The sequence below is a fragment of the Nocardia sp. NPDC052254 genome (assembly GCF_040679495.1).
Lineage (GTDB): Bacteria > Actinomycetota > Actinomycetes > Mycobacteriales > Mycobacteriaceae > Nocardia.
On sequence record NZ_JBFAUW010000001.1, the window covers coordinates 635,822 to 657,075 of the forward strand.

At 67.5% G+C, this 21,254-nt stretch carries 14 protein-coding genes; 11 read left to right on the forward strand and 3 right to left on the reverse strand.

Going from position 1 to position 21,254, the window contains the following annotated elements; all coding sequences use genetic code 11:
* Positions 1–17: 17 nt before the first annotated feature.
* The 8 genes from AB0L57_RS02925 (at position 18) to fabG (ending at position 7,910) form a co-directional block, all read left to right on the forward strand.
* Positions 18–950 carry an SDR family NAD(P)-dependent oxidoreductase gene (locus AB0L57_RS02925; protein WP_364956101.1) on the forward strand — a complete coding sequence of 311 codons (933 nt, stop codon included), beginning with the start codon at positions 18–20 and terminating at the stop codon, positions 948–950.
* Positions 947–2,647, forward strand: coding sequence for a thiamine pyrophosphate-binding protein (locus AB0L57_RS02930; protein WP_364956103.1), 1,701 nt, complete (start codon positions 947–949; stop codon positions 2,645–2,647). The genes AB0L57_RS02925 and AB0L57_RS02930 overlap by 4 nt, the downstream gene beginning before the upstream one ends.
* 52 nt (positions 2,648–2,699) lie before the next feature.
* Positions 2,700–4,136: an aldehyde dehydrogenase family protein gene (locus AB0L57_RS02935; protein WP_364956106.1), complete on the forward strand. Its 1,437-nt coding sequence runs from the start codon at positions 2,700–2,702 to the stop codon at positions 4,134–4,136.
* Between the two features lie 139 nt (positions 4,137–4,275).
* The gene (locus AB0L57_RS02940) at positions 4,276–4,818 is read left to right on the forward strand and encodes a nuclear transport factor 2 family protein (protein WP_364956109.1); all 543 of its coding nucleotides are present in this window, start codon (positions 4,276–4,278) and stop codon (positions 4,816–4,818) included.
* 29 nt (positions 4,819–4,847) lie between these two features.
* A complete protein-coding gene (locus tag AB0L57_RS02945) occupies positions 4,848–5,708 on the forward strand; it encodes an SDR family NAD(P)-dependent oxidoreductase (RefSeq protein ID WP_364956112.1) in 861 nt (286 codons plus the stop codon).
* Positions 5,709–5,749: 41 nt separating this feature from the next.
* Positions 5,750–6,298 carry a nuclear transport factor 2 family protein gene (locus AB0L57_RS02950; protein ID WP_364956115.1) on the forward strand — a complete coding sequence of 183 codons (549 nt, stop codon included), beginning with the start codon at positions 5,750–5,752 and terminating at the stop codon, positions 6,296–6,298.
* Positions 6,299–6,342: 44 nt separating this feature from the next.
* Positions 6,343–7,170, forward strand: a complete 828-nt coding sequence (locus AB0L57_RS02955) for a TauD/TfdA family dioxygenase (RefSeq protein ID WP_364956118.1) — start codon at positions 6,343–6,345, stop codon at positions 7,168–7,170.
* On the forward strand, positions 7,167–7,910 hold the full coding sequence (gene fabG / locus AB0L57_RS02960; protein ID WP_364956121.1) for a 3-oxoacyl-ACP reductase FabG: 744 nt from the start codon (positions 7,167–7,169) through the stop codon (positions 7,908–7,910). The genes AB0L57_RS02955 and fabG overlap by 4 nt, the downstream gene beginning before the upstream one ends.
* Positions 7,911–7,960: 50 nt before the next feature.
* Here fabG and AB0L57_RS02965 read toward each other — a convergent pair whose 3' ends face one another.
* The 3 genes from AB0L57_RS02965 to AB0L57_RS02975 all read right to left on the reverse strand — a co-directional run bounded on the left by AB0L57_RS02965 (position 7,961) and on the right by AB0L57_RS02975 (position 11,685).
* Positions 7,961–8,539, reverse strand: a complete 579-nt coding sequence (locus AB0L57_RS02965) for a carboxymuconolactone decarboxylase family protein (protein ID WP_364956124.1) — start codon at positions 8,537–8,539, stop codon at positions 7,961–7,963.
* 234 nt (positions 8,540–8,773) lie between these two features.
* Complete coding sequence (locus tag AB0L57_RS02970; RefSeq protein WP_364956127.1) at positions 8,774–10,045, reverse strand: cytochrome P450; 1,272 nt, start codon at positions 10,043–10,045, stop codon at positions 8,774–8,776.
* A complete protein-coding gene (locus tag AB0L57_RS02975; RefSeq protein WP_364956130.1) occupies positions 10,042–11,685 on the reverse strand; it encodes an AMP-binding protein in 1,644 nt (547 codons plus the stop codon). Before AB0L57_RS02975 ends, AB0L57_RS02970 begins: the two co-directional genes overlap by 4 nt.
* Before the next feature lie 469 nt (positions 11,686–12,154).
* On the opposite strand from AB0L57_RS02975, the gene AB0L57_RS02980 reads away from it, so the two are divergent.
* Genes AB0L57_RS02980 through AB0L57_RS02990 form a run of 3 tightly spaced genes read left to right on the forward strand, consistent with a single transcriptional unit; the run spans position 12,155 to position 21,245 of the window.
* Positions 12,155–13,021 (forward strand): prenyltransferase/squalene oxidase repeat-containing protein, encoded by an 867-nt coding sequence (locus AB0L57_RS02980; RefSeq protein WP_364956133.1) that lies wholly within the window; start codon positions 12,155–12,157, stop codon positions 13,019–13,021.
* Complete coding sequence (locus tag AB0L57_RS02985) at positions 13,018–20,403, forward strand: SDR family NAD(P)-dependent oxidoreductase (protein WP_364956135.1); 7,386 nt, start codon at positions 13,018–13,020, stop codon at positions 20,401–20,403. Before AB0L57_RS02980 ends, AB0L57_RS02985 begins: the two co-directional genes overlap by 4 nt.
* The gene (locus AB0L57_RS02990) at positions 20,400–21,245 is read left to right on the forward strand and encodes an alpha/beta hydrolase (protein WP_364956138.1); all 846 of its coding nucleotides are present in this window, start codon (positions 20,400–20,402) and stop codon (positions 21,243–21,245) included. Before AB0L57_RS02985 ends, AB0L57_RS02990 begins: the two co-directional genes overlap by 4 nt.
* Positions 21,246–21,254 lie beyond the last annotated feature (9 nt).

The following is a 21,254-nucleotide window of genomic DNA, read 5'->3' on the forward strand; positions in this document are numbered from 1 at the left end:
CGCGAGAGGAAATTTCGTTGCCCGAATTGAGATTCGACGACCGGGTCGCGGTGGTCACCGGGGCCGGGCGGGGGCTGGGCCGATCCTATGCCCTGCTGCTGGCACAGCGCGGCGCCAAGGTCGTGGTCAACGATCCCGGCGCCAGTGTGCGCGGCGAGAGCCCCGACGCCGGGGTCGCCGCGCAGGTGGTCGCCGAGATCGTGGCCGCCGGTGGCACCGCGGTCGCCTGTACCGAATCGGTCGCCACCCCCGAGGGCGGGCGCGCGATCATCGCATCGGCCCTGGACCATTTCGGGCGCTTGGACATCCTCGTGCACAACGCCGGCAACGTCCGCTACGGGTCGCTGACCGAACTCAGCTACGCCGATTTCGAGGCGGTCGTCGACGTTCATCTGCGCGGCGCCTTCCACACCGTGCGCGCGGCGTTTCCGGTGATGAGCGCGGTCGGATACGGGCGAGTGGTACTGACCTCCTCGATCGGCGGCATCTACGGCAACAAGGCGGTCGCCAACTACGCGGTGTCCAAGGCCGGGATGATCGGCCTGTCGAATGTGGTGGCACTCGAGGGCGCCGACTCCGGCGTGCGCTGCAACATCATCGTGCCCTCGGCGGTCACCCGGATGGCCGAAGGTATCGACACCTCGGCCTACCCGGATATGCGGCCGGAACTCGTGGCTCCGGCCGTGGGTTATCTCGCACACGAATCCTGCACTCTCACCGGCGAAATGCTGGTGGCGATCGCCGGGCGGGTGGCGCGGGCCTACATCGCCGAAACCCCCGGGGTGTACCAGCCGTCCTGGACCGTCGATGAGGTCGCCGCCCGCATCGACGACATCCGCAGCACCGACAACTCGTGGGTCCTGCCCCCGCTGAGCGCACACGCCGATCACATCGGCCGCAGCTTCGCGATGGCGACCGCAGCGACAGTCACGGAAGGAAAGCAACAGTGAAGGTCTACGAACGGATTCTGGAGCTCTTCGAAGCCGAGGGCATCAATACCCTGTTCGGAATTCCGGACCCCAATTTCGTTCATCTGTTCCACCTCGCCGAGGAGCGTGGCTGGAACGTGGTGGCGCCGCATCATGAGGAATCGGCCGGGATGATGGCCGAGGGCGTCGCCCGGATGACCGGAAAGCCCGCGGTCTGCATCGGGACACTGGGTCCGGGCCTGGCGAATCTGTCCGGTGCCATCATGTGCGCCAAGGTCGAGAACTCGCCGGTGATCTTCCTCGGCGGTCAGCGTGCCCGGATCACCGAGCAGCGGGTGCGGCGCGGGCGCATCCAGTTCGTCCAGCAGGCCCCGCTGATCGAGAACGCCGTGAAGTACAGCGCCAGTATCGAATACGCCGATCAGACCGACGAGATCATTCGTGAGGGGCTGCGCAAAGCCGTGTCGGGGACACCGGGGCCGGTCTACATCGAGTACCCGCAGCACGTCATTCTCGAGGAACTCGACGTACCCCCGGCCGTGTCGCCGCACCGGTACCGGCTCGTCGGCCAGACCGCCGGCCCCGATGCGGTCTCCGCGGCCGTGGCGGCGATCCGCACCGCCGAACAGCCGATTCTGCTGATCGGTCACGGCGTGCACACCGCGCGTGCCGGAGAGTCGGTGAAGGAACTGGCCGAACTGATGGCCGCGCCGGTGATCCAGACCTCCGGCGGCACCTCCTACATCGCCGGTCTCGAGGATCGCACCTTCCCCTACGGTTTCTCGCCGTCGGCGGTCGAGGCGGTGGTGCAGTCGGATCTGTGCCTGGCCATCGGTACGGAGCTGGGTGAGCCGGTGCACTTCGGCCGCGGGCGGCACTGGGTCGCCGGCGAGGAGAACCGGACCTGGATCCTGGTGGAACAGGATCCGGCCGCGATCGGCGTCAACCGGCCGATCGACGTTCCGCTGGTGGGTGACCTGCGTGCGATCGTCCCGCAACTGGTGGAGGCGCTGCGGGACACTCCGCGTACCGCGTCCCCCGAGCTGGCGCAGTGGATCGAACGCGATGCCGCGCGCCTGGCGGAACTGGCCGAGACCGCGCCCAGCGGAATGAGTCCGGTACATCCCGCCCGGATGATCGTGGAGGCGACGAAAGCGTTTCCCGCCGACGGGATCATGGCCCGTGACGGTGGTGCCACCACGATCTTCGGCTGGACCTACTCCCAGGCCAAACCGCACGACGTGATGTGGAATCAGAATTTCGGGCATCTGGGCACCGGATTGCCCTATGCCATCGGCGCTTCCGTGGCCGAGGGCGGCAATCGCCCGGTCATGCTCGTCACCGGTGACTCCTCGTTCCAGTTCCAGATCGCCGAACTCGAAACCGCCGTGCGGCTGAATCTGCCGCTGGTGTGCGTGGTCGGGGTCGACTACGCGTGGGGCCTGGAAGTCGGTGTGTACAAACGCACGTTCGGGCACGGTTCCCGCGAGACCGGCGTGCACTGGGGCACCGGAACGCGACTGGACAAGGTCGCCGAGGGATTCGGCTGTCACGGCGAATACGTCGAGCGCGACGAGGACATCGCTCCGGCGATCAAACGGGCCTATGCCAGCGGCAAACCCGGTGTCATCCACGTCGCGGTCGATCCGAAGGCCAACTCCGAAGAAATGCCCAGCTACGACGAATTCCGCACCTGGTACGCCGAAGGCCAGCAGTAGGTGACGACAATGCCCGGCCCACAGCACATCCGACGAGAAGGACGGACAACTCATGCGTGACCATCGGAAGTTCTACATCGGCGGGCAGTGGGTCGCCCCGGCCACCGCGCAGACCTTCGAGGTGGTCAATCCGGCCACCGAGCAGATCTGCGGCACCGTGGCGGCCGGTTCGGCGCAGGATGTGGACCGGGCGGTCGCCGCGGCGCGCGCGGCCTTCGGCTCCTGGTCGGCCACCACGGTCGCCGAGCGGCTGACCCTGTTGCGCGCGATCGCCGCCGAATACGACCGGCGCCGAGGCGATCTCGCGGCGGCGCTCACCGAGGAGATGGGCGCCCCGGCCGCGCTGGCGGGTGGATTCCAGGTCGATCTGGTGGCCGGACATCTCGACACCGCGTGCACCGTTCTCGAAAACTTCGCGTTCACCGAGGAACTCGGCGGGTCGATGGTCGCCAAGGAACCGATCGGCGTGTGCGCGATGATCACGCCGTGGAACTGGCCGCTGAGCCTGATCGCGGTCAAGGTGTTCCCGGCCTTGGCGACCGGCTGCACGATGATTCTCAAGCCGTCGGAGAAATCGCCGTTCAGCGGGCAGATCTTCGCCGAGGTGCTGGCGGCGGCGGGCGTACCGCCGGGGGTGTTCAACCTGATCCACGGTGACGGTCCCGGCGTCGGTGTGCCGCTGTCGGCCCATCCCGACATCGACATGATCTCGTTCACCGGATCCGTGCGCGCGGGGATCGACATCGCGCGGACCGCGGCGCCGACGGTGAAGCGGGTCAGCCAGGAACTCGGCGGTAAGAGTCCCAACATCCTGCTCGACGACGCCGATTTCGCCGACAACGTCGCCAAGGGCGTGGTGTCGATGATGGGCAACTCCGGGCAGACGTGCTCCGCGCCGTCGCGGATGCTCGTTCCCGCCGGGCGCATGTCCGAGGCGGCGGCCGCGGCCCGCGCCGCGGCCGAGCAGATCACCGTCGGCGATCCCACCGGGGAGGTGGCCATGGGCCCGGTGGTCTCGGGTGCCCAGTTCGACAAGGTGCAGGCGCTGATCCAGAAGGGTATCGACGAGGGCGCCACCCTGGTCACCGGCGGTACCGGACGACCGGAGGGGCTCGACGTCGGTTTCTATGTCAAGCCGACCGTTTTCGCCGATGTCACCAACGACATGACCGTAGCGCGCGAGGAGATCTTCGGCCCGGTGCTGACGATCCTCGGTTACGACGACATCGATCATGCGATCGCGATCGCCAACGACACCGAATACGGCCTGGCCGGATTCGTCGCCGGCGCGGACCTCGATCAGGCCCGGGCGGTCGCCAGACGGATACGGGCCGGATCGGTCTCCATCAACGACGGTTTCGACTTCGCCTGTCCGTTCGGTGGTTATCGCAAGAGTGGCAACGGCCGCGAATGGGGTGCGTCGGGGTTCGACGAATACCTCGAGACCAAGGCGATCCTCGGGTACGCGCCCACGGACGCCTCGTCATGAGCACCGCATCGCGCACAGCCGGGGGTCCCGGCGCCGTGTCCGCTGCCGCCGGGCACGCGCGGGCACCGCGTATCGGCCCCGCCTCCACCCGTCCTGCCGGTTCGGATGCGGGTCCGGTACGCGAACGGCCGGGTGCACGGTGAACGACCACCCGCGGGACGCCGCCGCACCCTCGGTGGGTGAGCACATTCGCGACCGGCTCGCCCGTATCGCCCGCGGCGAGGATCGTCGCGACGCGGAACTGATCCGGTCCTGTTTCTGGCCCGACGCGACAGTCGATTTCGGAATCTTCGCCGGATCGTTCGACGACTATCTCGCTTGGGTGGTGCCCGGTGCGGCGGCGGTGATCCTGACCCAGCATGTACTGGGGCAGACGCTGATCGAACCCGCCGGAGCCATCGCGCTGGCCGAGACCCATGTCACGGCCTACCACCGGGTCGACGCCGGGGCCGAGCACCGCGATCTGATGCTCGGCGGCCGCTATCTCGACCGGTTCGAGCAGCGCGGCGGAAGCTGGCGTGTCGTCCGACGCACCATGCTCTACGACTGGACGCGGGATCTGGGCGTCTCGGCCGACTGGTCGCACGGCTTGCTGGGCACGACGTTCTCGGCCGGGCACTTCACCGGGCGCGCGGACGGGGACCACAGTGTGGCGTTCTTCGAGATGCCGAAGGCACGGTGACACATGGTCGGCGGCAAGGGAGTTCGACCATGGGAGCGCTGAGCGGCAAGGTCGCGGTCGTCACCGGTGCGAGCCGTGGAATCGGAAAGGGCACAGCGACGGCCCTGGCCGAGCAGGGCGCCACGGTGTACGTCACGGGTCGCACCGTCACAGCCGGATCACATCCGCTGCCGGGCACGGTCGGTGACACCGCCGCCGAATGCACTCGGCGCGGCGGGCACGGAATCGCGGTCGCCGTCGATCACGGCGACGACGCACAGGTCGAGTCCCTGTTCGATCGGGTACGGACCGAGCAGGGCCGGTTGGACATCCTGGTCAACAACGCCTTCTCTCTCCCCGACGACCTCACCGATCCGCGACCGTTCTGGGACAAGCCGCTGTCGAACTGGGAGATGGTCGATGTCGGGGTACGGTCGAATTTCGTCGCCGCCCATCACGCCGCCCGGATCATGGCCCCGCGCGGATCCGGCCTGATCGTGGCCATCAGCGGCTACACCGGAGTCGCCTACACCTACGGAGTGGTGTTCGGCACCGCGAAATCGGCCGTGGACCGGATGGCGCGCGACATGGCCGTCGAGCTGAAACCGCATGGTGTGGCCTCGGTTTCGCTGTGGCAGGGCCTGACCCGCACCGAACGAGCCGAGCGCAATCTCGCCACGATCCCCGGGCTCGGCGATCAGGCCGCCACCCGACCGCACGATGCCTGTACACCGGAATTCCCCGGCCGGGTCATCGCGGCACTGGCGGCCGACCCCGATCTCATGACGCGAACGGGCGGCACGTACATCACCGCCGAACTGGCCCGCCGGTACGGCATCACCGATGTCGACGGCACCACTCCCCCGTCACTGCGCGACACCCGCGGAGCGCCCATCTGGAGCCCGGTGTGAGTGGCGGCCGGATTCACCGTGACGCGAGAGGACCGATACCCATGCCCACCGACCGCCGAGACCGGCTCGACAGCCTTCTGGACCGGCAGGACATACTCGACTGTCTCACCAGATTCAGCCGCGGTATGGACCGATTCGACCGCGAACTGTTCCAGTCGGCCTTCCACTGCGACGCCACCATCGCGGCGGGCGATTTCGTCGGCGGCCCAGCCGATCTCTACGACTGGGCCCGCGCCATGCACGAGCAGGGGCAATCGGCCACCCAGCACAATCTGCTCAACCACACCTGCGATATCGACGGCGACACCGCGCACACCGAGACCTACTACCTGTTCGCCGCGCGCAATCGCGACGACAGCAACTGGCTGGCCGGCGGCCGCTACCTCGACCGGCTCGAGCGCCGCGCCGGGCAGTGGCGAATCGCACTGCGCACCAATGTCATCGAATGGTCCGGTATGGCGCCGACCATGCCGATTCCGTTCGCCGACGTTCCCGATATCGCCCTCGACGGCACTCCGTCGCGCAGTACCGACGACCCGTCCTATCACCGCCCGCTGATCAGCACACGGCGGCGCCACATTCCCGGCTGAGCCCCGAGCGCAGCGCGGTACCGCATCGACAGACAGGAGCCCCGATGCCCGCGATCACCACGACACCATTGACCGACACGGTCGGTGTGCGGGTGGAAGACGTCGACCTCGACCGTCTCCGCACCGACGACGACCTGCCCGCGGCCTGCCTGGAGGCGCTCGAGCGGCACGGGGTACTACTGTTTCCCCAGCTGCACGCCGACGACCCGACCCAGGCCGCGTTCTGCCGCACACTCGGTGAGCTGGTGCAGTTTCCGCTGTACCCGAATCCGGATGTGATGGAGATCAGCTTCGATCCCGGCAATCCGAATGTGGAGTACTTCGCCAGCAACGACTACTGGCATCTGGACGGATTCATGGACGAGGTCCCGGCGAAGGCCTCGATCATGAGTGCGCACATGGTCACCGACCAGGGGGGTGAGACCGCCTTCGCCAGCACCTACCTCGCCTACGACGAGCTCTCCGAACAGGAGAAGCGGCGCTTCGAGGGGTTGCGGGTGATGCACAGTTTCGAGCGGATCCAGCGGCTGACCTACGCCGACCCGACACCGGAACAGATCGAGGAGTGGGCGCGCCGCGGTGGCCGGGAGCATCCGCTGGTGTGGACCCACGAATCCGGGCGGCGCTCACTGGTTTTCGGCGCCTCGGCCGATCACGTGATCGGGATGGACCTCGAGGAGGGCCGCGCGCTGCTGCAGGACCTGCTCGATCGGGCCACGGCCCCGGATCGGGTGCTGTCGCACAGCTGGACGGTCGGCGACATGGTGATCTGGGACAACACCGGCCTGGTGCACCGCGCCTGCCCGTTCGATCGGTCCCAGCCGCGCCGGATGCACCGGTCCACCCTGGTCGGACAGGAGTCGATCAAATGAGCGGCCGGATCGCGATAGTCACCGGGGGCGCCTCGGGAATCGGTGGTGCCATCGCCGCGCGGCTGGCCGCCGACGGTGATCCGGTGGCGGTCTTCGATCTCGACGGCGCGGCCGCGCGCGCGGCCGCGGCGGCCATCGCCGAATCCGGCGGCAAGGCGATCGGGGTCGGCGTCGACGTCGCCGATCGGGCGGCGGTCGACGCCGGCGTGCAGCAGGTGCGCCGGGAGCTCGGGGCACCGTCGATTCTGGTCAACAGCGCCGGAATCTCCACCTCCGGGCCGTTTCTGGAGATCACCGCGGCGGAATGGGCGCGGGTGCTGGCGGTGAATCTGACAGGTACGTTCGACTGCTGCCAGGCGGTGTTGCCGGATATGGTCGCCCAGGGCTGGGGGCGGATCGTGAACATCTCGTCCTCCAGCATCCACAGCGGCGCGGCGGGGATGGCGGCCTATGTGTCCTCGAAATCCGGCGTGCTCGGTCTGACGAAGGTGCTGGCGCTCGAGTTCGCCCGGCAAGGGGTGACCGTCAACACCATCCCTCCGGGCTTCATCGATACACCGATGATGCGGGCGACCGCCGACCGCGGCTTCATCGATATGCAGAAGGCGATCGACGCGACCCCCGTGGGCCGGGTCGGACGGCCCGAGGACATCGCCGCGGCGTGCGCTTTCCTGGTCAGCGACGAGGCGAGCTACATCACCGGGCAGGTGATCGGCGTCAACGGCGGGCGCAACACCTGAGTATCGCACCGCGGCAGCGGGATCCGGCGAACCCGGATCCCGCCCGGACCTCATCTGCGCGGCAGATACGGCTCCAGATCGGCCTCGGGCTCCACGCCGAACGACCGCAACGCCATCGCGAGCATGTCGTAGGTACCGATGGTGAAGACGATATCCATCAATTGGTTCTCATCGAATTCGCCGGCCAGCACCTGCCAGGTATCCGCACTCACGGCACCGTCGGTCAACAATTCGTCCGCGGCCGACAACAACGCTTTATCGATCGCATCCCAATCCGCGCCCGGCACGGATTCCCGCACCTTTTCGATCTGCTCTTTCGGGATCCCGGCTATTTCCGCCAGAATCGCGTGCTGGGCCCATTCGTAGTCGCACTGCCGCACCGCCGCCACCCGGAGCACCAGCAGTTCACGCCGGCGCTCGGACAGGGTGGATCCGTAGAGCAGATGACCGTTGAAGGTCAGGAATGCCTTGGCCAGAGCGGGATATCGGGCCAGGGTACCGAGCAGATTCGCACCGGCCGGGTGGGTGTCGGCGGGTGTGTCACCGAGTACCGAACTCCGGAACTCGCCGATGAATTCGATCAGATCCGGTGACCAATCGGATTTCTCCGCGGGTGATATCCGAGCCATTATCGGCTCCCCTCCGGCCGACAATCGTCAGGGGCCGGCCATAGCGTTCGGGACTGCGCATCCACGATTCGGCGGCGACCCGTGATCTCCACAATGCCGGCGGTTTCTCCGGCAACGAAATGCTACCAAAACACGCCATTGTCCGGCAGTCCTCGCCATCATTTTCCGCACCGCCGGTTCCCGGCGTCCCGCTCGCTCGCGACAGCGCGTCACCGCGGCGCGCGACCCGGGAGGTCAGCGGGTCCGGACCATCAGGCGCTGCGGTCCACGGATCACCCGGGAAGGGCAGTAGGTCAGCGCGCCCGCGCGCCGCAGTCCGGGGTAACGGCGGTAGAGCCCGCGCAGCGCGATCTCCCCTTCCATCCGGGCCAAACCCGCGCCGAGGCAATAGTGCACCCCGGCGGCGAAGGACAGATGATCACGTGCGTTCGGGCGGTCGAGATCGAATCGGGCCGGATCGTCGAACACCTCCGGATCCCGATTGGCCGCGGCCAGCAACGCCACCACCGGTGTGCCCCGCCTGATGTGGTGACCGGCCAGTTCCATGTCCTCGCCCGCGATCCGGACGCTGTACTGCGCGGGCGCTTCCCACCGCAGCGTCTCCTCGACCACATCGGCGGCCCGGTCCGGCTCGGCGGCGAAACGCTCGTGCTGCTCGGGCTGTGCCGACAGGGCGGTCACCGCATTGCCGATGATGTTGGCGGTGGTCACGAAACCGCCGATGAGCAGCGCCTGACAGGTGGATACCAGCCCGGCCTCCGACATCACACCGTCGTCGACCGCCGATGTCAGCGCCGAGATCATGTCGTCGCCGGGATCGCGGCGGCGCGCGGCCGTCGCGGCCGCGAAGTAGTCGGTCAGTTCGGCGAGCAGCACGTGGACCCGGCGACGTTCGCCCGCGCTGCGGGCACCGTCGACGGTCGCGCCGAATTCGATACCCCAGCGCGCGAACCGATCGTGATCGGAGGTCGGCAGGCCGAGCAGTTCCGCGATCACCAGACTCGGTATGCGCAAGGCGAATTCGCCGATCAGGTCGACGGCCTCGTCGGTGTCCAGACGATCGAGCTGCCGTTCGACCAATTCCTCGACGAACGCCCGGCGCGCGCGCATCCGGGCCCCGCCGAACAGCGGAGCGACGCGCTTTCGCAGCTGGGTGTGCTCGGGCAGGTTGGCCGAGGCGAGCGAATCGTCGAGCGGGTGCACCAGGAAATCCGTCTGCTGCTCCGGCAGCGGAGTCAATTTCAGGCGCCGGGTCGAGGTCGGCGCGACCAGGAACCGGTTGTCGCGCAAGACTTCGTCGCACACCGAATAGGTCGCCGACATACACAGGCCACTACGGCCGCGGACGAGGTCACCGCGCGAACGGATGCGCTCGTAGGCGGCATGCCCATCGGACCCGCGCGCCAGGTTCTGCACCGCCGCGACCGGATCGCCCAGCACCGCGGATGTACGCAGTCGCCACGAGTTCCGGTACAGCCGCCTGATCGTCTGCAGCTCGCCACTCATCCCTGTGCCCCCTGTGGTGCGCGCAGTTTCGGTGCGCTGTCGATTCCGCGCCGGGTCAGCTCGTCCGCGATCCGCTCACGCAGCACATATTTCTTGATCTTGGTCCCCGACATCGGCCACTCGTCGACGAAGCGCACATAGCGCGGAACCCGGTAGGTCGCGATATTGCCGAGGCAGAAATCGATCACTTCCTGTTCGGTCACCGTGGCACCCGGTTCGAGCTCGATATAGGCGGCGGGCACCTCGACGTAATACGAGTCCGGCGCGCCGACGACCTGGGCGATGCGTACGGCGGGGTGGCGCAACAGAAAATCCTCGACCTCGACCGCGGAGACATTCTCCCCACCGACCTTGAGCATGTCCTTGACCCGGCTCACGAAGGTGACCCGGCCCTCGTCGTCCATGACCGCGACATCGCCGGTGTGGAACCAGCCGGCATCGTCGAAACTGGCCGCGGTGAGTTCGGGGTCGTGCAGATAGCCGTCGAAACAGTTGGTACCGCGGAACAACAGCTCCCCTTCGGCCCCGGGCGCCAGATCCGCACCCGTGCGCGCGTCGACGATCCGGCACTCCATACCCGGCAACGGCCTGCCACCGGTGGTGATTCGCTGCTCGAGGGTGTCGGTCTGCTCGCTCAGCGACAGGAACGAGGCAGCCTCGGTCATACCGAAACACGACACCTGCAGCGCGTGCGGAAGCCGGGTGGCCATGTCCCGAACACGTTCGGGGACACCGACGGTCATCACCACACGCAGAGCGGACAGATCACGCGAGGCGAAATCGGGGTGATCGACGACGGGCAACCACACCGTCTCGAATCCGGGGAGCGCGACCGTGCAGCGCTCGCTCTCCAGTTGTTCCAGCGCCGTGCCCGGCTGGAAGAATCCCACGTGGGAGAACCGGCAGCCGGCGTAGAGGCTCGCGATGGCGAAGGCCACGGCGCCGATGTGGAACAGCGGCAACGGTGTCCAGACCCGGTCCTCGCCGGTCAGCAGCAATCGTGTCTCGGCAGCCCCGGACGCGAATCTGATGAGCGCCTCATGGCTGATCAACGCGCCCTTCGGACTGGCCGAGGTGCCGGAGGTGTACATCACCAGCGCGGCGTCGCGGACCCGCACCATCGAGCTGCGCGCCCGGACCGCGTCCGGATCGACATGCGCCGCCGCCGCGAGGAAATCGCGCTCGGTCAGCTGCCCCGCGGGAACTTCGCCCGCGCCGAGTTGGACGACGGTGCGCAGATCGGCCGCCTCGCCGAGCACAGCCGGCGGCACCGGAGTCGACGAGCCGACGAACATCAGGCGCATTCGCGAATGGCCGACGACCCGGCTCAGCTCGAATTCCTTGAAGCGGCTGTTGATCGGTACCGGCAGCGCACCCACCAGGCTCACCGCGAACAGAGCCGCGATCGAGTCCGGGCAGTTCGGCAGCAGAATGCCGACGGTGTCACCGGGTGCGATACCCGAGGCCAGCAACCCGCGCGCCAGGACTTCGGCCCGAGCGGCGAGCTGCGCGTAGTCCAGCTCGATCCCGGGGAAACTCAGCGCGATCCGGTCGGGGTGTTCCTGGGCTCGCCGGTCCAGAAGATCGCCGAGAGTAGTGACCTCGGCCCATCGATGCCGGACGAGATCTCCCTGTTTCATTTCATGACTCCCAATCAACCGGAACAGCACCCCCCGGCAGGCGGAAGGTACCGCACCAGCGTCACCACGGCAACCGTTTGCCGCGATGTCCGATGGAGCTCGAATAATGTTAACCAAAAGTGCCGGGAGGGTTCCCTCAGCACAGCCGGGAAGCACCGTTCGGTCAAGCCCCTCGGTATTCCCACCAGTGAAATGTCAGGGCACGGTTGCGTTGTGATAGCTTCCGGATGTTCGCGCCGGACGACATACCGGCATCGGATTTCGGCACAACGCGGAGCGCATGATGAGTATCTGGGATGAGGAAGCGCTGTGGTGGTTGTCGGGAACCGATGGATCGCACTGACCGATGATGCTGGATCAGATCCTCGAGAATCGCAGTCTGACCATCGATCGAATCGTCGACGACGCATTCGACTATTTTCGGAGCTGCCTACAGCCCGACGGTTCCATCACCGAGGATCCCGCCGTCGTGGTCTTCCAGGAATGGGATACGGTCAACGCGCTCAAGGCGATTGCGCTGTGGCAATCGGTACTGGCCGAACGCTCGGCGGATGTCGTGAGCGCACTTCTCGGGTTCCTCGCCTCCCGCGAGAAACCGACGGGAATGCTGAGCTGGGGTGCCACCGAGATCGGCTCGGACGAATACTGCACCGAAACCAGCAGTGAATACACTTCGGCATTGGCGCGATTGGGTCTGCACGAAGCCGCATACGCGAAAGCGGATTTTCTTCGCAACCGCCAGCGGTCCGATGGCCCGTGGGAAGAAGTTCACAGTCATATTCCCAGAGCGTTTCAATTGCAGCCGTCCGTCACCGGGTTTGCACTCTGCGCACTCGAGGATGCCGGAATGGAGCCGAAGTACGTCGACGAGGCACTGGGATTTCTGGCGAGCAATCAACAGCCGGATGGCAGTTTCGGAATCAATTGGTACTACTACTGTACTCATTATTATCTGATGCGGCCGGCGGTAGCGGCATTAGCCGAATTCGAAAACTACACCGCGGTCGCGGCTGCACGCGATTTCGTTATCAGCCGGCAACTTCCGGACGGCAGCTGGCAGTCGCGGGTGGAGGGATTCCGGGGCGACCCCTCGGTTCCGGAACTGCAAACCGCTCTCGCCCTGGCGACATTGGCGCACGCCGGCATGGATGCCGGTGACCCGCCGGTCCGCCGAGCGATCGAGTGGCTGCTCGATCGACGCCGTGCCGACGGATCCTGGTACGGCGGCCGCTACCCGTATCCGGAGACGGAGAGCTACGCCTCCTTCCGGGCAACACAGGACGTCTTCACCACGGCGCAGGTGCTCGCCGCATTCAATTACCTGGAGCAGCAATGACATTCGGCCACACCGACCCCGTCGCCATCATCGGCATCGGCTGCCGCCTCCCCGGTGGCGTCAGCGGTCCGCGACAGCTCTGGGAGCTGCTCGAGCAGGGAGTCGACGCGATCTCCCCCACCCCCGACGACCGCTGGGACGTGGACCGCTTCTATTCGCCCACCGCGCAGCAACCGGGCCGGATCAGTGCCAGGCAGGGCGGATTCCTCGACGAGGTCGACACCTTCGACGCCGCCTTCTTCGGCATCTCGGGCCGAGTCGCCGAACAGATGGATCCCCAGCAGCGTCAATTGCTGGAGGTGAGCTGGGAGACGTTCGAGGACGCCGGCCTCGTTCCCGCAGCCACCGCGGGAACGCGCACCGGCGTGTTCATCGGCGCCTGCAGTCAGGATTACGGTGCGCTGCAGTCCGCGCCCGGCGAGGTGACCGGACTCGGACCGCATTCGGCGACAGGCACGTTCATGAGCATCGTGTCCAACCGCCTGTCCTACACCTACGACCTGCGCGGTCCGAGTATGACCATCGATACGGCGTGTTCGTCGTCTCTGGTGGCGGTCCACCTGGCCGTGGAGAGCCTGCGGCGCGGCGAGAGCGACCTCGCGCTGGCGGGCGGGGTGAACCTCATGCTCACGCCCCAGTTCGGGATCGCACTCAGCCAGGCCGCCATGCTGTCACCGGACGGGCGTTCCCGCGCGTTCGACGCCTCGGCCAACGGATACGTCCGCGGTGAGGGTGTCGGCCTGGTCCTGCTCAAGCCGCTGGCCCAGGCTCGGCAGGACGGCGACCGGATCTACGCCGTCATCCACGGCAGTGCCGTCAACCAGGACGGCCGCACCCAGGGCATCACGGTGCCCAGTGGTGAATCCCAGGAGGCGAACTTCCGGTCGGCGCTGCAGGCCGCCGGAATCGACGCGTCCCAGGTGGGTTACGTCGAGGCGCACGGTACCGGGACACCGGTCGGCGACCCCATCGAGGCCAACGCGCTGGGGCGGGTGCTGGCCACCGGGCGAGCGGCCGGATCGGTGGCGCTGCTCGGATCGATCAAGACCAACATCGGACATCTCGAGGCGGCGGCAGGAGTCGCCGGACTGATCAAAGCGGCACTGTGCGTGCGGAATCGGCGAATTCCGCCCAGCCTGCACTTCCGTGCCGGCAACCCCGACATCGACTTCGACGCGTTGCCCATCTCGGTCGCCGCCGCGGCGCAACCCTGGCCGGCCGATCACCCGATCGCGGTCGCCAGCGTGAACTCCTTCGGCTTCGGTGGTACCAACGCCAATGTCGTACTGGCCGAGGATGTCGCGGCGGTGCCGGCGAACTCCGTGCCGGATGTGGCCGCCGCGCGTCCGGCGCCGACGGTACTGACCTTCGCGGCTCGAAGTGCCGAGGCCCTCGACCGGCTCGGCACCGACCACGCTCGGGCACTGCGGGATTCGGCCGTATCGCTGCCCGACTACGCCGCCGTCACCGCGCTGCGCCGCACGCATCACGAGTTCCGCCGCGCGGTCGTGGCCACCGATCCCGCCGAGGCCGCCGCGAAGCTGGCGGCGGGCGAGGTGGTCAGCGGACATGTGCGCCACGGCCACACCGGCAAGGTCGCGTTCCTGTTCAACGGTCAAGGCCCGCAGTGGTATGCGATGGGACGCACGCTGCTGTCCACATCTCCGGTCTACCGGGACAAGATTCTCGAATGCGACCGGGTGTCGCGCCAGTTCCTGGACTGGTCGCTGTACGAGGCCCTCACCGCCGACGAGCAGTCCTCCCTGATCGGGCAGACGCAGTACCTGCAGCCGACGATGTTCGCGGTACAGGTCGCTCTGGTCGAGCTGTGGCGGTCGTGGGGTGTCACCGCCGACGCGGTGCTCGGGCACAGCATGGGTGAGATCGCCGCCGCCCACGTGTCGGGTGCACTGTCGCTCGAGCAGGCGCTGAAGGTGATCTGTCATCGCGCCCGGATCCAGGATCGAGCCGATCCGTCCGGGGCGATGATGTTTCTCGCGTTGTCGGCCGACGAGGCCCGCGAGCTGTGTGCCGAGTATCCGGACCGGATGTGGGTGTCCGCGGTCAACAGCCCCAGGGCCACCACGGTGTCCGGACGACGCGAGCTCCTCGAGGAAGTCGCCGCCGAGCTGACCGAGCGTGGTGTGTTCGCCCGGCTGCTCCGGGTGAACTGTGCCTGCCACAGCCAGGACATGGATCCGTTGCGCGAGGAATTGCTCGACGCGCTCGGGGATATCGAGCACACCGGCACCACCGTTCCGATGTATTCGACCCTCACCGGCGGACTCATCGACGGTGCCGAGCTGGGAACCGGCTACTGGTGGCGGAACTTCCGGCAGCCGGTGTTGTTCGAGCCGGCCCTGCGCGCGATGCTGGCGGACGGATACGACACCTTCGTCGAGTTGAGTCCGCATCCGGTACTGGCCAATTCGGTCACCGAGATCAGCGCCGAGGCCATCGTGGCGCCGTCACTGATCCGCAAGAAGGACGATTGGTCGGTCTTCGGCGACGCCTTCGCGCGCCTCTACACCAGCGGTGTCACCGTCGACTGGGATCGGCACCACCCGCACGGCGCACCGGTCCTCGACATCGCACCCATGGCCTGGGTCCGCGAGTCGTACTGGAACGAGAGCAAGGTGTCCCACGACCACCGCGCCGGTGGCCAGGACCATCCGATGCTCAAGGCCGTCGACGGCCCGCGACCGGCCTGGGACATCAGCTGGGACGACCACCGCCTGTCCTGGGCACGTGAACACGATGTGTTCGGTTCGGTGATCGTGCCCGGCGCGGCCTATGTCGAGGCCGCACTGGCGGCGGCCGCCGAAGTCACCGGCGGATCGTGTGCCCTCGAGTTCGTCGAATTCGAGCGGGCCTGTGTGCTGTCCGACGAGCCGCAACTGACCCGGCTGGAGCTCGATCCCGACGAGGGCACCTTCGAATTCCACCAGCGCAGCGTGCGTGGCGACTCCTGGTTGCGCAATGCCCGCGGGCGCTTTCACGCCGTCTCCCCCGACGGGACCGGCGAGCCGGTCGACATCGATCTCGCGGCCGTGTCGAAGCGCTGCGAACGCACGGTCAAGGCCGTCGACGTGTACGGCCGGTTCGCTGCCCGCGGATACGCCTACGGTCCCGCCTTCTGCGGAATCGAGAAGATCCATCTCGGACAGGGCGAGGCATTGGCCCGCATCCGGACACCGCGCGTGCTGCGCAATCGCGTGTCGGGCTACCTTTTCCATCCCGCGGTGCTCGATGCCTGCTTCCAGAGCGCGATTCTGCATCCGTCCGCGGACAATCCGGACGAATTGCTGCCCAACAGCTATCTGCCGACCGGAATCGAGCGAGTGCGGGTGTACCGCCCGATCGCGCTGCCGGTGTGGTGCTACACGCGCCCACGCCGCAACGACGACGCCCTGCTGGTCGACATCCACCTGCTCGACGAGCAGGGCGCGGTCGTCGCCGAATACACCGCGCTCAGCGGCAAGTCGGTGCCACAGCCCATCGAGGACACCCCGGATCGGCTGGACCGGGATTTCTACACCCTCGAATGGCAGTCCCGTGGTCCCGTGGTCGCGCCGCGGCACAGCGCGTTCACCGTCGGGCCGGCCGAACTGGCCACCCGATTCGAACCGGCCGCCCGGCAGTTGTCGCAGCGACTCGATCGCGTCGAGTACGCCACCGATTACCAGCGCGACATCGCCCGGCTGTGCGCGATGTATGTCATTCGCTGCCTCGAAATCTGGAAACTGGGCGAAGAATTCACGATCTCGGACATCCCGGATCTACTGCCCGCGTACCGGCGTGCGATCCCCGGCCTGCTGCGCTGGGCGATCGACGAGGCGGCACTGCGCGAATCCGACGGGCGCTACCGGTTCGTTCCCTCGCCGGACACCGACCCCGAACAGCTGTGGGCACAGTTGTTCACCCGCTACCCGTCGTGCGCGTGGGAGCTGTTGCTGCTGCGTCAGACCGGCACCCGCCTGCACGAGGTACTCGTCGGGGCCGCCGACCCGGTCGAACTGCTGTTCTCCGACAGCTCACCGGTGGATCTCGAGTCCATCTACCAGAACTCACCGGTGGCCCGGTTCTACAACGTCCTCGCCGGGCAACTGATCCGGCACCTCGCCGATACCGCCGATCCGCAGCGGACCATCCGGGTGCTAGAGGTCGGTGGCGGCACCGGCGGGCTCACCGCGGCCCTGCTGCCGATGCTGCCCGCCGACCGCTGCGAATATGTCTTCACCGACGTATCGCCGGCATTTCTGGCCACCGCCCGAGAGCGCTTCCGGCAGTACGGATTCGTCGATTATCGAGTGCTCGATCTCGAACACGATCTCGTCGGCCAGGGCATCGGGGCGGGTAGCTTCGACCTGGTCGTGGCCTCCGATGTGGTCCATGCCACCGCGGATGTCAAGAAGACCCTGCTGTATCTGCAGGAGGCACTGGCCGAGGGCGGACAGCTCATGCTGGTGGAGGCGGCTCCGGACAGTCCGTGGCTGGACCTCACCTTCGGACTCACCGAAGGCTGGTGGTCGTTCCGCGACCAGCGGCTGCGCCCGCACACGCCGCTGTTGTCGGCCGCGAGCTGGCTGGATCTGCTGCGGTCGGTGGACTTCGACGAGGTCGGCGCATTCGGCGATCCCGCCCACACCGGAGCCGGTTCCCAGTCGGTGATCCTGGCCCGTGCACCCCAGCAGCCGGCGGCACCCGCGCCGGTCACCGACACCGAGACGCCGGGCACCTGGCTGGTTCTGACCGGTGGCGACCCACTGGCCACAGCACTTGCCGATCGACTCACCGACCGGGGCGGGCGAGCGGTGCTGGCCGGCGCCCCGGAGCAGGTCGACCTCGACGAGGTGGCACCGACCACCATCATCGACCTGCGTATCCACCGCGATGCCGACCGGCTCGACGAAGCACTCACCGATTCCGCCCTCGATCTGGTCGATCTGCTGCGACGCGTGTGCCGCGACGATCGCGAACTGCCCCGGGTGATCGACGTGACCCGCGGCGCGCACGCGGTACGCACGCAGCAGGTGGATCTCGCCGGTGCGGCCGCGTGGGGTCTGGCCGCGGTGATCGCGGTCGAGATGCCGCAGTTGCGGTTCACCGTCGTGGATCTCGACGCCGAACCGGCCGACGCCGACCTCGACGTCGTGTGGGCGGAGGTGTTCGCCGACGACAACGAGCGTGAAGTCCTCGCTCGCGCCGGTGAGCGATTCGTCCGCAGGCTCGATCCGTGGACGCCGGCGCCCGGGACAACCGCCGGCGCGGCCGTGGTGCCCGATGCCGGATTCGCCTTGACCACAACCACTCCCGGCACCCTCGACGGACTGCGTTATCACCGGTGCGCCCGGCGTGCGCCGGGCCCCGACGAGATCGAGATCGAGGTGGTCACGGCCGGGCTCAACTTCCTCGACGTGATGGTCGCACTCGGCCGGATTCCCGCGCTGGAGTCCGCGGACGGTCTTCGTTTCGGCGCCGAATGCGCCGGTATCGTCACCCGCGTCGGCAGTGCGGTCGAAGGACTCGCCGTCGGCGACGAGGTGGTTGCCGTGAGCCCCGCCCAGGGTGCGCTCAGCGCCTATCTCACCCTCTCCGCCGCACATGTGGTCCCCAAGCCGGCGGCGCTGGGATTCGACGCCGCCGGATCGGTGCCGATCGTCTTCCTCACCGCGTGGTACGCACTGCACGAACTCGCTCGAATCCGCAAGGGCGAGCGGATTCTCGTTCACGCCGCCGCCGGCGGCACCGGACTGGCGGCCGTGCAGATCGCACTGCTCGCGGGTGCGGAGGTCTTCGCCACGGCGGGCAGCCCGGCCAAGCGCGAGCTCCTGCGAACGCTCGGGGTGCAGCACGTATTCGACTCCCGCGCCTTGGATTTCGCCGACGGAATCCGGTCGGCCACCGCCGGCGAAGGGGTCGACGTCGTCCTCAATTCGATCGCGGGCGAGGCAGCCGAACTCAGCGTGACCTGTCTGGCGCCATACGGTCGTTTCATCGAGCTCGGCAAGCGTGATCTGCTCGCCGACCGCAGGATCGGGCTGCGTCCGTTCCTGCGAAACCTCACCTACTTCGCCTTCGACCTGCGTCAGCTACTGCTGGATCGGCCACAGGCCACCCACACGGTGTTCCGGGACCTGATGGACCGGTTCGCGACCGGGGAATTGCGGCCGCTGCCGTACCGGTTGTTCCATCCCGCGCAGACCGAGGCGGCGTTCCGGCATCTGGCCGCCGGACGTCACATCGGCAAGGTGGTGGTCGACATGCGCGAGCGCGATATCAATGTCGTCGTACCGAACCGGGCCCCCGCGTTCGAGGGCACCTGGCTGATCACCGGCGGGCTCGGCGGATTCGGGTTCGCGATGGCCGAATCGCTCGCCGCATCCGGGGTGCGCAGCCTGGCGCTGCTCGGCCGTTCGGGAATCCGCGACGACGAGCAGGCGGCGCGGGTACAGGCACTGCGGCAACGCGGAGTACAGGTACTGGCCGAGGCGGTGGACGTGTCGTCTCGCACCGAACTGGCCGCCGTACTGGATCGCATCGCCACCGACGGCCCGCCGCTGCGTGGCGTACTGCACTGCGCGATGGTTCTCGATGACGCGCTGCTCGCCGACATGACCCCGGAGCGCATGCGAAAAGTTCTCGCCGGTAAGGCATTCGGCGCCTGGCATCTGGACGCGCTCACCGCCGACCTGCCGCTGGAGGCCTTCGTCCTGTTCTCCTCGGCGACGTCGATGGTCGGCAATCGCGGCCAGGCGAATTACGCCGTGGCCAATGCCTACCTCGACCATCTTGCGCACGCGCGGCGGGCGCGCGGGCGCACCGCACTCTCGGTCAACTGGGGTGCGATCGCCGACGCCGGATATGTGTCCCGGCACGAGGACATCGGGCGCTTCGTGGCGGCGACCGGTATGCGCGGCTTCACCGCCGCCGCGGCGTATCGAGCGCTGAGCACGCTGTGGTCGCGTCCGATCGCACAGGTCGGGGTGCTGCCGATGGATTGGGCGGAATTCTTCGGCCACCACGGGATTTCACCCGACACCCAGCCACGCTATGACCGGCTGTCCGCCGAAGCCGCCGCCACAACCGGTGCGGCCACGGGTTCCCTGCGCCAGCAGCTCGATGCCGGCAGCCGCGAGGATCGCGGTGCCGTGGTCGCGACCGCCCTGAAGATTCGGCTCGCGGCGGTCCTGGGTATCCCGCTGGAAACCCTCGACGAGAACATGCCGCTGATGGACTATCTCGATTCGCTGCTCGCCGTCGAGATCAGCGCGTGGCTGGAGCGGGAGCTGGGCACGAAGGTCACGATCATGGAACTGATGAAGGGCCCGAGTGTGCTGGAACTGTCCGATCTCGTCCTCGACCGGCTCGAGCAGCGATGACATCGCTACGGGAGGTTTCGTTCACCCTGCCCGGAGCGGGAATCACGCTGCGCGGCAAGCGAACCGGAGACGACCGCACGATTCCGGTGCTGTGCCTGCACGGCATCCTGGACAACTGCGCCGGATTCGACGCACTGGCACAGCGGCTGCCGGAGGCGAATCTGATCGCCGTCGATCTGCCCGGGCACGGCCTGTCCGACCCGGTCCCCTCGCTCACCTGCAACTATCTCGACTACGCGGCCGCCGTTCTGGAACTGGCACATACGCAGGGCTGGGATCGTTTCCAGCTGATCGGGCATTCGCTCGGCGGTGCGGTGTCCTCGCTGGTTGCCGGGATCCATCCGGACAAGGTCGATCGACTGGTCCTCATCGATGCCATCGGACCGCTGTCGGCCGAGCCGCACCGGGTGGTGTCCGGGCTGGGCCGCTACCTCGACACCTACCTGCACGGCGATCGGCATCCGGTGTACCGCAGCAGGATTCATGCTGTGCGCACCCGAGTCCAGTTGGCCGACATCCTGCTCGAGACCGCGGAGACACTGGTCGATCGCGATCTGATCGAGGTTCCCGGCGGATTCTCCTGGCGTCACGATGTGCGGCTCAATCGTGGCCTCACGCCCACGCTCGGGGAGGATCAGGTGCTGTCCTTCCTGCACAACATCACCGCCCCGACCCTGCTGGTGACCGCCGAGCGCACCGCCCTGGTGGAGCCCTACTATCCGATGCGCATCGGAAGCGTCGCCAAGATGCGCCAGGTCACGCTGGCCGGCGGCCATCATCTGCACATGGAGAACCCCGACCCGGTGGCCGAGGAGATCCGCACCTTCCTGGAATCGGGCTGAGCCCACCCG